The organism is Rheinheimera sp. NSM (genome assembly GCF_052380015.1).
Taxonomy (GTDB): domain Bacteria; phylum Pseudomonadota; class Gammaproteobacteria; order Enterobacterales; family Alteromonadaceae; genus Alishewanella.
On the sequence record NZ_JBQTCI010000008.1, the window covers coordinates 55,328 to 69,395 of the forward strand.

At 54.2% G+C, this 14,068-nt stretch carries 11 protein-coding genes; 10 read left to right on the forward strand and 1 reads right to left on the reverse strand.

Features of this window, described 5'->3' with window-relative positions:
• Window position 1 precedes the first annotated feature (1 nt).
• Window positions 2–1,567 (reverse strand): sodium:solute symporter, encoded by a 1,566-nt coding sequence (locus tag ACTZWV_RS18080; protein ID WP_444787886.1) that lies wholly within the window; start codon window positions 1,565–1,567, stop codon window positions 2–4.
• A 172-nt stretch (window positions 1,568–1,739) separates the two neighbouring features.
• Between ACTZWV_RS18080 and nagZ the strand changes: the two genes are divergently transcribed.
• From nagZ to ACTZWV_RS18130, 10 genes are all read left to right on the forward strand, one after another.
• The gene (nagZ, locus tag ACTZWV_RS18085; RefSeq protein WP_444787887.1) at window positions 1,740–3,620 is read left to right on the forward strand and encodes a beta-N-acetylhexosaminidase; all 1,881 of its coding nucleotides are present in this window, start codon (window positions 1,740–1,742) and stop codon (window positions 3,618–3,620) included.
• A complete protein-coding gene (locus tag ACTZWV_RS18090; protein WP_444787888.1) occupies window positions 3,620–4,813 on the forward strand; it encodes an acyltransferase family protein in 1,194 nt (397 codons plus the stop codon). The genes nagZ and ACTZWV_RS18090 overlap by 1 nt, the downstream gene beginning before the upstream one ends.
• 147 nt (window positions 4,814–4,960) lie before the next feature.
• Entirely contained in the window at window positions 4,961–6,163 is a 1,203-nt protein-coding gene (locus tag ACTZWV_RS18095) for an MFS transporter (protein ID WP_444787889.1), read from the forward strand.
• An 84-nt stretch (window positions 6,164–6,247) separates the two neighbouring features.
• Window positions 6,248–7,414, forward strand: coding sequence for a Gfo/Idh/MocA family protein (locus ACTZWV_RS18100; RefSeq protein ID WP_444787890.1), 1,167 nt, complete (start codon window positions 6,248–6,250; stop codon window positions 7,412–7,414).
• 4 nt (window positions 7,415–7,418) lie between these two features.
• A complete protein-coding gene (locus tag ACTZWV_RS18105) occupies window positions 7,419–8,480 on the forward strand; it encodes a sugar phosphate isomerase/epimerase family protein (RefSeq protein ID WP_444787891.1) in 1,062 nt (353 codons plus the stop codon).
• 63 nt (window positions 8,481–8,543) lie between these two features.
• Window positions 8,544–9,557: a LacI family DNA-binding transcriptional regulator gene (locus tag ACTZWV_RS18110; RefSeq protein WP_444787892.1), complete on the forward strand. Its 1,014-nt coding sequence runs from the start codon at window positions 8,544–8,546 to the stop codon at window positions 9,555–9,557.
• A 165-nt stretch (window positions 9,558–9,722) separates the two neighbouring features.
• On the forward strand, window positions 9,723–10,463 hold the full coding sequence (locus tag ACTZWV_RS18115; RefSeq protein WP_444787893.1) for a 3-keto-disaccharide hydrolase: 741 nt from the start codon (window positions 9,723–9,725) through the stop codon (window positions 10,461–10,463).
• A gap of 13 nt (window positions 10,464–10,476) precedes the next feature.
• Window positions 10,477–11,370, forward strand: coding sequence for a sugar phosphate isomerase/epimerase family protein (locus ACTZWV_RS18120; protein WP_444787894.1), 894 nt, complete (start codon window positions 10,477–10,479; stop codon window positions 11,368–11,370).
• Between the two features lie 157 nt (window positions 11,371–11,527).
• Window positions 11,528–13,324 (forward strand): GMC oxidoreductase, encoded by a 1,797-nt coding sequence (locus ACTZWV_RS18125; RefSeq protein ID WP_444787895.1) that lies wholly within the window; start codon window positions 11,528–11,530, stop codon window positions 13,322–13,324.
• Between the two features lies 1 nt (window position 13,325).
• The gene (locus ACTZWV_RS18130) at window positions 13,326–13,985 is read left to right on the forward strand and encodes a gluconate 2-dehydrogenase subunit 3 family protein (RefSeq protein WP_444787896.1); all 660 of its coding nucleotides are present in this window, start codon (window positions 13,326–13,328) and stop codon (window positions 13,983–13,985) included.
• The last annotated feature ends 83 nt before the right edge of the window (window positions 13,986–14,068 follow it).

The following is a 14,068-nucleotide window of genomic DNA, read 5'->3' on the forward strand; positions in this document are numbered from 1 at the left end:
GTTACTGCTCCCTTACGGCAAGACCGGGTTGTGCCGGCCGGCCGCTAAGACATACCAGGGTGGCGACCAGACAGCCAAGGCAAAGTTGCCAGGTAAAGCCCAAATCTATCGCCGCCAGTGTCGGGCTGAATTGCTGCAGAATATAGGGTTGCAGGCACAGTGTCACGGCAAAGCCGCTTAACAAGGCAGCGGTGACCGAATAACGGTTACCGCGTTTACTGAATAATGCCGTAAAGAATACGCCGAGCAAACCGCTGTAGGAAAACACCATTACGCTAAGGGCAAAGGCCAGCAGCGGCATGGCAGAATATTGTTGCCAGTAAAAACACAAAATCGCCATCAGGGATAACACCACAGCGGTTAGCACCATGCCGGCCTGACCGGCGCGGACAAAGTGCAGCTCAGTGGTGGCCGGGGCACGGCGCATTTTCCACGGTTTGTACATATCGGCCACCAGCACCGAGGCCATAGAGTTTAACCCGGAGGTGATAGTCGATAAGGCTGCGGCTATTACGCCGACGACGACTAAGCCACGCAGGCCGGACGGCATTTCCTGCAGTACGTAGTACATAAATACCGTGACTTTCTCGCCACCGACACTGTCGGCAAAGCCCTGCACCGGCTGATACAACTCGGGGCGCTGATAAAAAATATGCAGTAAAAAACCAATCAGAATAAACACCAGCATTACCGGGATCACCAACAGCGCTGAGCTGAGCAGGGCGCGGGCGCCGGCTTTGCTGTCTTTACAGGTCAGTACCCGTTGCGTCATATCCTGGTCCAGGCCAAAGGCGGCAATATTTAACAGCACAAAACCGGTTAACGCCGACCACATATTAAATACGCCGCCGGAGCTGATATCAGTGCGCCAGTCGAACAACAGCAGCTTAGACTCGCCTTGCGGTGGGTTGCTGAGCGCTTGCTGTATCGTATGCAAATCCAGCCCCAGGCTGTGGTACAAATAGCCCAACACCAGCAGGGCGGCCAATATGTACACCGCGCATTGCAGGGCATCGGTGTAGATCACCGAGCGGATACCGCCCATTACCGTGCAAGCCAGCCCGACTAATGCCAGCAGGATCACGGCAGCAATAACACTGCCGGCGGCAATATTGTTAAACAGCAGCATAGACACCGCCAGCGCGGCCATATATAACCTGGCGCCACTGGCAAACACCCGGCCGAATAAGTACATTTTGCCGGCATGATCTTTCGCGCTGGCGCCAAAGCGCTGCTCCAGCAGTTCGTATACCGTGGTGACTTTTAATTGGTAATAACGCGGCAGCAAAAATTTAATCACGATAAAGGTGGCGATCAAGGCACCGATATTGGTTGCCAGGTAGCTGAGGTTGCCGCGAAAGCCCATGTCCGGCCCGCCGAGAAAGGTGGCGGCAGATTGCGATGTAGCCAACACCGACACTGCAACAACCCATACCGGCATACTGTTGGCGGCGAGGAAATAGTCATTGCTGCTGCCGGCTTTGCGTTGGTTAAAGTACCAGCCGGCCAGGGCCAGCATGATAAAGTAACCGCAGAATACACTCCAATCGGCAAGGGTTAACTGCATTGTGGGCTTCCGGCAAAAAAATAATAACTTAACATAGCACAGAGTTTATCCGCATGAGTAAATTATACATAAAAAAAAGTATTGAACGAATAATTTATTTTTGTTGTACTGGTGCCTGCTTAGCTCAAAATAACAGGATGCCGCTGTGGCCTTGCTAAAAATCAGGATCAATATGTTATGTATTACCCGTGCTTGCTTATTGCTGTTGGCGGTATTCAATCTTACGTTACCGGCGGTGGCTATGGCGTTTAACCCGGCTGCTAAAGATGTCAGCGTGCGCCAGATGCTGGGGCAAAAACTGATGCTGGATTTACGCTATTACTGCGAACAAGCACCGGTCAATGGCCAGTGTCGTACGCCAATGACAACACTGCCGCCAGAGCTGGCTACGCTGGTACGCGATTACGATATCGGCGGCGTGATCCTGTTCGCGGAAAACCTGCACAGCATTGAACAAATAGTGCAGCTTAACCGTGACTTACAAGCTGCCGCCGGTAGCGCCAAGCTTAAATTGCCGCTGTTTATCAGCATTGATCAGGAAGGTGGCCGTGTAGCACGCTTACCCCGCAGCCTGGCAACGTCTTTTGCCGGCAATATGGCAATAGGTGCCACCTACGCTGCACACGGCACTAAGTTTGCTGCTGAAGTGGGCAAGGTACTGGCCGATGAGTTGCTGCCACTGGGCATTAATCTGAATTTTGCACCCACTATAGATGTCAACGTTAACCCGCAAAACCCGGTAATTAACGTGCGGGCCTTTGGTGAAAACCCGCAACAGGTGGCAGAGCTGGGCGGCGCCATGACAGCGGCAATGCAGCAACGCGGTATGATAGCGGCGCTGAAGCACTTTCCCGGCCATGGTGATACCGAGGTAGACAGCCATTTGGGCCTGCCACGGGTAGAGCACAGCATTGAGCGGATCAATAGTGTGGATTTACTGCCGTTTGCCCGGATTATTCAGCAACATAACCCCGGCATGATTATGACGGCGCATATCCAGTATCCGGCGCTGGACAACAGTAGCTTTGTGTCAAAAGACGGCGAAACTATGCTGAAACCGGCAACCTTGTCGCGCAAAATTCTGCATGATGTGCTGCGTGAACAGCTGGGCTATAACGGCGTAATAGTCACCGATGCACTGGATATGGCCGGCATTGCTAAGTTTTTTACGCATACCGAAGCGGTGGTACAAACTTTTGCTGCCGGCGCCGATATCGCGCTGATGCCGGTGAAGCTGCAACACCCCGGCGAGCTAAGCGCCCTGACTGTGTTGCTGGATGCGCTGGAAGCCGCGGTAAATAAAGGTGAGATTAAAAAGGCAGAGCTGGCGGCGTCTTATCAGCGCATAGTGGCGTTAAAGCAGCAATACCCGTTACTGCCGGCGCAGACGTCGGTGCTGAAACAAGTACAGCAAGCGCAACAGACATTAGGCAATGCAGCACACCGTCATAGCGAGCTGGCGCTGGCAAAAGCCGCACTGACGCAGGTAAAACCTGCTACTGCAGTCTGGCCGTTTAAGCTAACTGAAGCCAAAAAACTGCTGTTGATTATGCCGGATCAAAGTAAAGCGCAGGCGCTGGCGGCGGCACTGCAGCACTACAGTAAAGATCATTTCGTGGTCGACAGCATCAGCCTGCAGCAAACCGATGTCAGCCGTGCTGCGGCACAAATTGCTGCTGCCGATCTGGTGATCAGCGGCTTTATTGCGCCGATGCAAAGCCTGGCCGATATTGGCGGTATGGACGATTTGACCGGCATAGCCAATATTGCTGCCGCCTACGAGCGACAAACTTTGCAATACGAAACCTTATTGCCGTTAATTAACACACAGCAAAAGCCGCATGTGTTTTTAAGCCTGCGCGCGCCTTATGATATCAGCCGTTACGGCCAATATGCCGATGTGGTGCTGGCCAGTTATGCCTACAACACCGCCGAAGATCCTGCCGTGATGGCCGCCGGCAACGCTACTTATGAAGCCCTGGCACAGGCGCTGCTGCAGCAATACCCGCTAACCGGTACACTGCCGGTTACGGTGGCGGGCTATAACGACTGATGCTAAGCCTGTACCGGCGCTATGCCGACGCCATTCTGGCAGTATTGCCGGCCAACCGGTTGCTGGCGCTGGACGTGCTGCGGGGCTTAACCATTACTGCGATGATTTTGGTGAATAACCCGGGCAGCTGGAGTTATGTCTATGCGCCGTTTCGGCACGCCGAATGGCATGGTTGGACACTAACCGACCTTATCTTTCCGTTTTTTATTGTTATTGTCGGCATCTCGCTGCAGCTTAGCCTGCAGCGGCAAAGCACTGTGGCTAAAGCGGTTGTGATAAAACAGGCGGCGCTGCGCAGCATTAAACTGGTTGCTCTGGGCTTATTTTTAGCGCTGTTTTACTACAATTTCCGCGACCCGGCTTATAGCTATATAGAGCAAAAACTGCTGACACTACGCTGGCTGGGTGTACTGCAACGTATTGGTTTAGTGTACTTTTTTACCGTGCTTATTGTGCTGTACTGTGGCAGCCGTGGTCGTATCGGTTGGCTGTTGGGGCTCTGTGCGCTGTATCTGGCCGGCATCTGGTATCTGCCGTATGCCGATGCGCAGGGCAATCAGTTCAGCGGCTTGCTGTTATATGGCAATAGCTTCGCCGCCTGGCTCGACCATAGCGTACTGGGGGCTAATCATGTGTATTACCGCAGCGCCACACCCTTTGCGTTTGATCCGGAAGGGCTGTTGTCTACCTTACCGGCGATAGCCAGTTGCTTAAGTGGCGTATTAATTGCGCAGTGGCTGCAGGCTGAGCGCAGCCTGGCGGAGAAAATCCGTGGCTTGTTGCTGTGTGGCGTAGTTGCAGTGTGGCTGGCCGAGCTGTGGCATTTTAGCCTGCCAATTAACAAAAGCCTGTGGACGCCCAGCTTTGTACTGCTAAGCAGCGGTTACTGCGCCATTGCACTGGCTGCCTGCTTGTGGCTGTGCGATGTAAAACGCTGGCGGCGCTGGAGTGCGCCCTTTGTGGTATTTGGTGCCAACGCCATCTTATTCTTTATGTTTGCCGGGCTGGCTGCCCGCGCGCTGATGATGCTGTCGGTCGGCGAAGCCTCACTGCAAAGCTGGCTGTTCAGCGCGCTGTATCAACCACTGTTTGGCGATTACAACGGCTCACTGGCGTTTGCGCTGAGCTTTTTGCTGCTGTCCTACCTGCTAATGCACTGGTGCTACAAGCGCGGTTATATCTTTAAAGTCTGAGTTTACGGCGCAGGCTTTTCTGTTCGGCGTCAGCTTGTAATTTTCGGTGTAACCGGTTACAGTTATTTCTGTTGTGGATAAAAAGTATGCTAACCAGCAGAGTTAGCTGCCACTAATGACAATAAAATCAACAGGAAAAACACCGCTATGCTTATCAGTATCCGGCTTAAGCTGTCGCTAATGATGTTTCTGCAGTTTTTTATCTGGGGTGCCTGGTTTGTCACTATGGGTACCTATCTGTCGCAGCGTTTTTCCGCCTCCGGTGCCCAAATGGGCATGGCGTATGAAACGCAGTCTATCGGTGCCATTATTGCGCCCTTTATTATCGGCCTGATTGCCGACCGCTATTTTGCCGCGCAGAAAATTCTGGCGTTGTTGCATCTGGCCGGCGCCGCGTTGTTATTCAGTGCCGCCTACAGTGGCAGCTTTAGCGGTTTTTATCCCTATATCCTGTTGTATATGGTGATATATATGCCGACGCTGGCGCTGGTTAATGCCATTAGCTTTCGGCAGTTGGCAGAAAAAACCGCGCAGTTTGCCCATATCCGCGTGTTAGGCACCGTAGGCTGGATCACTGCAGGCTTGTTGATTGGCTGGTTTGGCTGGGAAGGCACGCAGCAGTTGCAATATACCTTTTTGCTGGCCGCCGGTGCATCTTTAGCGCTGGGCGTGTTTAGCCTGACGCTGCCGGACACACCGCCGCAGGCCTCGCAGCAGCGGCCCGGCATGCGGCAAATATTAGGCCTGGATGCACTGGCGTTGCTGAAAGACCGTGCTTATCTGGTGTTTTTTCTTGCCTCGGTACTGATCTGTATTCCGCTGGCGTTTTATTATCAGAATGCCAACCTGTATTTAAATGATTTAGGCATCAGCGGCGCGGCGGCAAAAATGTCGCTGGGGCAGATGTCTGAAATTGCCTTTATGCTGCTGCTACCGTTGTTTTTGCGCCGTTACGGCATTAAAGCCACCTTGCTGGTAGGTATGTTGGCCTGGGTATTACGGTATCTGCTGTTTGCCTATGGCAACAGCGGCGAGCAGTTATGGATGCTGTTTTTTGGTATTTTGCTGCACGGTATTTGTTATGACTTTTTCTTTGTCAGCGGCCAGATTTACACCGAACAAAAAGCCGGCCGTGATATTAAAGCCGCAGCCCAGGGCCTGATCACCCTGGCGACTTATGGCGTAGGTATGTTGCTGGGATTCCGGTTGGCCGGTTATATCACCGATTTGCATCACAGCGACAGCGCTTATCAGTGGTGGCAAATCTGGTTAATTCCGGCTGGTATAGCGGCGCTGGTATTAGTGGTATTTGTATTAAGCTTTCCAAAGCAGCGCCGGGTGCCGGTTTAACCGCAGCGCTGCTACAGTAAGACAGAGTTATATTTTTTCGACGTTGTAACCGGTTACAGTCACAAGTAAGGTTAAGAGGTGCTGATGGCACAAACAAAAGTCAGAATGGCAATGGTAGGTGGTGGTGAAGGAGCCTTTATCGGCGCCATACACCGCATAGCCGCCAGGTTGGATAATCAGATTGAGCTGGTCGCCGGTTGCTTTAGCAGTAAGGCTGAGCGCAGCAAAGCGATGGCAGCACAGTTGGGTATCAGTGCGGCGCGTTGCTACGATTCTTATCAACAGTTGTTTGCTGCAGAAGCACAGCTACCACCACAGCAGCGCATAGAGTTTGTCGCTATTGTCACGCCAAATCATCTGCATTTCCCGGTGGCAAAGGCGGCATTGCAGGCGGGGTTTCATGTACTGTCAGACAAGCCTGCTACTTTATCGCTGGCCGAAGCGCAGCAATTACAGGCGCTGGTGCAACAAAGCGGTTTGCGTTATGGCTTAACCCATACTTATGCCGCTTACCCCATGGTACAGCAAGCGAGGTTATTGGTGCAGCAGGGCCGGTTAGGGGCTGTGCGCCGTGTTGCGGTCAGCTATCCGCAGGGCTGGCTGGCAGGCAAAGCCGACAGCGCTGGCAGTGCTCAGGCGCAGTGGCGGCTGGACCCCGCCCGCGCCGGCAGCAGTGGTTGTTTTGCTGATATCGGCAGCCATGCTTTTCAGCTGGCGGAGTTTATCAGTGCGTTACAGGTAACTGAGCTGTGTGCGGATTTGGCGACGGTGGTAGAAGGCCGGTTGCTGGATGATGATGGCAGCGCTTTGTTACGTTTTAACAACGGTGCGCGCGGCACGTTGCTGGCCAGCCAGGTCTGTGCCGGCATGGGCAACGCTTTGCAAATCAGTGTTTATGGCGAGCTGGGCTCGCTCAGCTGGCAACAGGAACAACCGAATCAGCTGTTGCTGCAGCTGCGCGGCCAGCCGCAGCAAATCTGGCAAGCCGGCAACGACAATGTTTATCTGGCCGAACAGGTACGTGCCTGGTGCCGCACCCCGGTCGGACACCCCGAGGGTTATCTGGAAGCTTTTGCTAATATTTATCATGACTTCGCGCTGGTGCTACGCCAACCCACCAGCGGCAGCCTGGCCGCAGGCATTACAGAAGCGGTGCGCGGCATGGCGTTTTTGCAGGCGGCTGTAGAAAGCAGCAGGCAAAATGCAGCCTGGGTAGCGATAGCAGAGCAACACACTTTTACAGGACAATAAATCGATGCTGACAAGCAAAATTAACGGGCCGGCGATATTTCTGGCGCAGTACCTGCCACCCGCCGCTGAGGCGTGTTCGCTGGAGGCCTTATTACGCTGGGCAGCAGAGCTGGGCTATAAAGGCGTGCAACTGCCGACCTGGGATAAACGCATATTCGACCTGCAGCAGGCGGCACAAAGCCAGCAATACTGCGATCAGTTGCTGGCATTGTGTCAGCGCTATCAGTTACAGATCACCGAATTGTCTACCCATTTGCAGGGCCAGTTAATGGCGGTGCATCCGGCTTATAACGAGCTGTATCAGGGCTTTGCCCCGGCTGAGGTGCAAACTGAGGCACAAAAACAGCAGTGGGCGACACAGCAGTTATTGCTGGCGGCACAGGCGTCAAAACGGCTGGGTCTGCAAAGCCATGTCACTTTCTCCGGCGCTTTGCTGTGGCATACGGTGTATCCGTGGCCACAGCGTCCGGCCGGGCTGGTAGAGCAGGGCTTTGCTGAGCTGGCGCGGCGCTGGCTGCCGGTGCTGGATGCCTTTGATGCCGTGGGTATTGATGTTTGCTTTGAGCTACATCCGGGCGAGGATTTACACGATGGTTTGTCGTTTGAGCGTTTTCTTAATGCCACCAACCAGCACCCGCGGGCCTGCATTTTGTACGATCCGAGCCACTTTTTGTTGCAGCAGCTGGATTACCTGCAGTTTATTGATTTTTATCATGCGCGTATCCGGGCTTTTCATGTTAAAGACGCTGAGTTCCGGCCCTCGGGTAAGGCCGGTGTATATGGTGGTTACAGCAGCTGGCTGGAACGGCCGGGCCGGTTTCGCTCGCTCGGTGATGGCCAGATCGATTTTAAGGCTATTTTCAGTAAACTAACGCAGTACGGCTACACCGGCTGGGCCGTGTTGGAGTGGGAGTGTTGTTTAAAACACCCGCAACAAGGGGCGGCTGAAGGGGCGCCTTTTATCAGCGAACATTTAATCTGCGTAGCAGAACGGCCATTTGATGACTTTGCCGGCGGCGCCAGTGATGCCGGCCGCAACCGGCGTATTCTTGGTTTAAGCGACTGAGATCTGGCAATTTATGCCAGTGCAGCTTAAGGTACGGCTAACAGAGGATAAGACGACAGCAACATGACCACCATCAGGATTGTTTCCAAACTCGCCGGCGTGTCTACCGCGACGGTATCGCGCACGCTGAAAAACCCGCAACTGGTATCGCCGGACACGCGGCAGCGGGTGATGCAGGCGGTAACAAGCGCCGGTTACCGGCCAAACCAGCTGGCGCGTAATTTCAGCTCGGGTAAGGCCTATGCAGTGGTGGTGTTGGTGCCTAATGTGGCCAATCCGTTTTTTTCCCGCGTTATTCGCGGTATCGAGCAGGAAGCCCAGGCCTGCGGCTATGCCGTGCTGCTGGGTGATACTCAAGGCAGTGTCAGCCGCGAGCAGGAATACGCCCGCATGGGGTTAACCAGCCAGGCCGATGGCTTAATTCAGCTCGACAGCCGTTACCCGTTTTCGCCGGAAGACCGCGAGCTGGCCAGCACTGTGCCCTTTGTTAATGCCTGTGAGCGCATTACCGAGCCGGCCGGTTATCCGGTGGTGGAGCTGGATAACAGAGGTGCAGCCCGCGCCTTAACGCAGCATTTGCTCGATTTGAACCTGAAGCAGTTGGCGGTGATCACCGGCCCGGCCCATAGCCCGATAGTGCGCGACCGGCTGGCCGGCACTCAGGATGCATTGCTCGGCGCCGGTTTAACGTTAAACCCCGCTGCGGTGGTTGCAGGTGATTTCAGTATGCAATCCGGCCACGATGCAGCGGCGCAGCTATTGCAGCTACCCCAGCGGCCGCAGGCCATTTTTTGTATGAACGACGAAATGGCCATCGGTGCTATGAGCTGTATCCGTAAGCACGGCCTGCGTATTCCGCAGGATATTGCTATCGCCGGTTTTGATAATATTGAATACGCCGGCTTTACCGAACCCGGCCTGACGACTATTGATCAACCGGCAGAGCAGTTGGGGCGCCAGGCTATGCGTGCGCTGTATCAGCTGATGCAAGGCACGCCTTTGGCGCAACAACATATGATGCTGCCATACCGGCTGGTGGTGCGTGACAGCACAGCGGCAATAACAGACAAAAAATAACCAATCCGGCTTGACAAAATTCTGAGCGGGATTTAAGTTTAATGATGTAACCGGTTTCATTTGCGGTGATCACAGAATCGCGCCAATACGCTCAAGATAGCGCAATAAATATAACAAGCGGTACCGGCCGGCAACAGTGCTGGCTGTAATAAGGGGAGAGTCAGGGTGATCAGAGTTAACTCAGGTGCATTTTTTCGTACAGCAGCGCTCAGCTTGCTGTTGTCAGCCGCTATTACCGGCTGCAAACCGGCAGCCACCAACAGCGAAGCTGCTGCGAATGTAGCTACCAGCGCAGAAAGCACAGCCACTGATGGCTGGCAATGGCTGTTTAATGGCGACTCGATGGCAGCCTGGACCGGCAGTGGTGGTAAAGCACCGGGTGAGCAGTGGCAAATTATCGACAATGCGCTGGTACTGACCGCAGGTGGCGGCGGTGATATCGTCAGCAAACAAAGCTTCAGCGATTTTGAACTGGAACTGGAGTGGCAAATTGCCGCGTCCGGCAATAGTGGTATCTTTTACAAGGTTGCCGGTGCCGACGGCGCAGTCTGGTCCAGTGGCCTGGAGTATCAGTTGTTAGACGATGACAACTACCCGGGCCACGACAATCCTATTCACTTCAGCGCCTCATTATTTGATATTTACGCGCCGCAAGTTGATGTCCATCTGCCGGCCGGCAGCTGGAATACCACCCGCATTGTAGTGCGCCATCCGCAGGTAGAACACTGGCTGAATGGTAAGCTGGTACTGCAGTTTGAGCTGGGGTCTGCCGACTGGCAACAGCGTACCGCCAACAGCAAATTTGCCAAAATGGACGCCTTTGCCAAAATCGAGCGCGGCCATATTGCGCTGCAAGACCATGGTGATAAGGTAGCCTTTCGTCAGATCCGTATCCGTGCGTTATAACAGGAGCAGCGCCATGAGCCTTAACCGCCGTCGGTTTCTTACCGCTGCTGCTGTTGCCGGGCTGGCAAGCCAGTTACCGCTAAGCTGGTCGTTGCTTGCGGCCGGCCCGGTACAACCGAAAATTTCGCTGGCGCAGTGGTCCTTGCATCGCCAGCTGCGCTCCGGACAGTTAAAGGTGCTGGATTTTGCCGTAAAAACCCGGCGCGATTTTCAACTTGATGCGGTGGAATATGTGAATCAGTTCTTTGCTGACAAAGCGCAGGACCAGCCGTTTTTACGCCGGTTAAAACAGCGTGCCGATGACAGCGGTGTCCGCAGCTTATTGATCATGGTTGACGCTGAAGGCGATCTGGCTGCCGTGGATGCAAAGCAACGGCAGCAGGCGGTAGAAAATCACTATAAGTGGGTTGAAGCCGCAGCTTTTTTGGGCTGCCATGCTATCCGTGTCAGTATCGCTGATCACGCCAACACCGATGCAGTAAAGATGCAGCAGGCGGCTGTGCAGGGCCTGCAACAACTGGCTGCGTTCGCGGCGCCCTTTGGCATCAGCATTATCGTTGAAAACCATATGGGCCATTCGATGGATGCCAGCTGGCTGGCGACAGTATTGCAGCAGGCCGGTAATGTTGGCAGCCTGCCGGATTTTGGTAACTTCAGCGGCGATAAGTATCAGGGCATGCAATTGCTGTTGCCGTTTGCCAAAGGGGTCAGTGCCAAAAGTTATGCTTTTGATGACAGCGGTGCCGAGAGCAGTATCGATTATCAGCGCATGTGGCAACTGATCCAAAGCGCCGGCTATCAGGGCTACATCGGCATTGAATACGAAGGCCAAAATGCCGACGAAGATGCCGGCATCCGCGCCACCAGAGATTTACTGCTGGCTGTTGCCAGCCACGCCGGACGTTAAGGTTAAGCCTGAGGTCCGGTATTTTTGCGGTTGCAGTGTAACCGGTTACAAAGCCGCTGGTTAATACTGTGCTGTCAGAGCACGGCTAAGGCTATAGCGGCAACAAATATTATAACAAGGCGCACTATTAAAAGTGTGCAGACGAGGAGAGTGCAAGATGTCAGGACCATCCGGACAACAGGAATATGATGTAATAGTGGTCGGCTCCGGTGCCGGCGGTGGTATGTCGGCGCTGATACTCAGCATCGCCGGATTAAAGGTGTTGATGCTCGAAGCGGGGCGGCATTATGACCCGGTAACCGAAACGCCGATGTTTAACCTGCCAAAAGATGCGCCGCTACGCGGTGCCAGCACGCCGGACAAGCCGTTTGGCTTTTATGACGCGACTATTGACGGCGGCTGGCAGGTGCCGGGTGAACCCTATACTCAGGCCAGCCGCGAGCCACAACAACGCTTTGACTGGTGGCGTGCCCGGATGCTGGGTGGGCGCACTAATCACTGGGGCCGCATTTCACTGCGTAACGGCGAGTACGACTTTAAACCCTACAGCCGCGACGGTTTGGGGCTTGACTGGCCGATAAACTATGCCGATTTAGCGCCCTACTACGACAAAACCGAGATGTTAATTGGCGTGTACGGTGAAACCGGCCACGGTTTGGAAAACACGCCGGACTCGCCGGAAGGCATTTTACAACCGGCGCCAAAACCGCGCGCTTATGAGCTGTTGGCGAAAAAATCCTGTGATGAATTAAAAATTCCGGTGATCCCGGCGCATCTGGCCATTTTAAGCCAGCGCCAGGATCATACCCGGTTACCGGCGAAACTGTTTCCACACAGTGCGTTGGGGCAAAAAGTGGTAGCGGCCTCTATGCAGTCGCGCGCGGCCTGTTTTTGGGCAACACCTTGCGGCCGTGGCTGTTCTATTAAAGCCAATTTCCAATCAACTACCGTGCTGATCCCGCCGGCGCTGGCTACCGGCAATCTGACCATTATTACCGATGCCATGGTACGCGAGGTTACGCTGAACCAGGCCGGTAAAGCCGATGGTGTGATCTATATCGATAAAAACAGCCGCCAGGAAGTGAAAGTAAAAGGCCGCGCCGTGGTGGTGGCGGCCAGTGCGGCTGAAACGGCGCGGATTTTCCTTAATTCGCGCAGCCCGCTGTTCCCGGATGGTATTGCCAACAGCTCCGGCCTGGTGGGTAAATATCTGATGGATACCGTCGGTGCCGGTGTCAGTGGCCAAATTCCGGCGTTGGAAAACCTGCCGCCGATGAATGAAGACGGCTCGTCCGGTATGCACCTGTATCAGCCGTGGTGGCTGTACAAGCAGCAGAAGGCCGGCAAGATGAATTTTGCCCGCGGTTACCATATTGAAATGAGCGGTGGTCGTGGTATGCCGGGGGCCGGTGCTTTTGGCGGCCTGCAAAATTTCACTGAAGGCGCTTACGGTGCTGAGTTTAAACAGGCATGCCGGCGTTATTACGGCACCTTTGTCCACTTTGCCGGCCGTGGCGAGATGATCCCGAACGAAAACAGTTATGCCGAACTGGACCCGACGGTAGTGGATCAGTGGGGTATACCGGTGCTGAAGTTTCACTGGCAGTGGTCAGAGCATGAGATAAATCAGGCGGCGCATATGCATAAAACCTTCGCCGATATTATTACCGGTATGGGCGGCAAGGTAACCAGCAGCATTGAAACCGATGGTCGTAACGCTATTGCCAGTGGTGGCTCAATTATTCACGAAGTGGGCGGCACCATTATGGGCGCTGACCGCAAAAAATCGGTGCTGAATCAGCATTGTCAGGCGTGGGATGTACCTAACCTGTTTGTCGCCGACGGCGCGCCTTTTGCGTCGAACGCCGATAAAAACCCGACCCTGACTATTCTGGCGCTGGCCTGGCGCACCAGTGATTACATTGTTGAGCAGTTCAAGCAAAGGAATATTTAATATGGCACACGACCAGCAAGACCATAACACCAATTTAAAACGCCGTGATGCGCTAAAGCTATTGGCAACGGCGGCCGTGGCGATACCGGTAGTTAGCATGGCCGGTCATGCGGCGGCGGTAACGGCGAAAACCAAAGGCGCTGAACTGATTTACCGGCCCACCGATCCGGATATGCTCAAACCAATTGTGCCCTGGTCGATGACGCTGACCGAAGCCGAGCTGTCTGATCTGGAGCTGTTAGCAAACATTATTATACCGGCCGATGCGCAGTCACCTTCGGCCGGTAGTTTAGGCGCACAGCACTTTATTAATGAATGGGTTAGTGCGCCTTATCCGCAGCAGAAAGCCGATCTGGTGTTGGTGCGCGGTGGTTTGGTTTGGCTAAACGGCGAAGCAAAAAAACGCTTTGGCAAAGCCTTTGCGCAGCTGAACACTGACCAGCAGCGGCAAATTTGTGACGATATCCGTTACGAGCCCAAGGCCGCTGCCAACCTGAAACACGGTGCCCGCTTCTTTGCCAAAGTACGCGACCTAACCGCTACGGCGTTTTACACCACTGAACCGGGCATGGCCGACATTGGTTATATCGGCAATAAACCTACTGCCACTTTTGCCGGCCCCTCTGATGAGGTACTGCGCAAGCTGAAACTAAAAAGTTAAACCAGAGCCCCCGCTACGTGGGGGCCGCTCTACCTGACACCAGTGAACAAAGACAGGGTTCTGACTGCGTTTAGGCGGTAAGA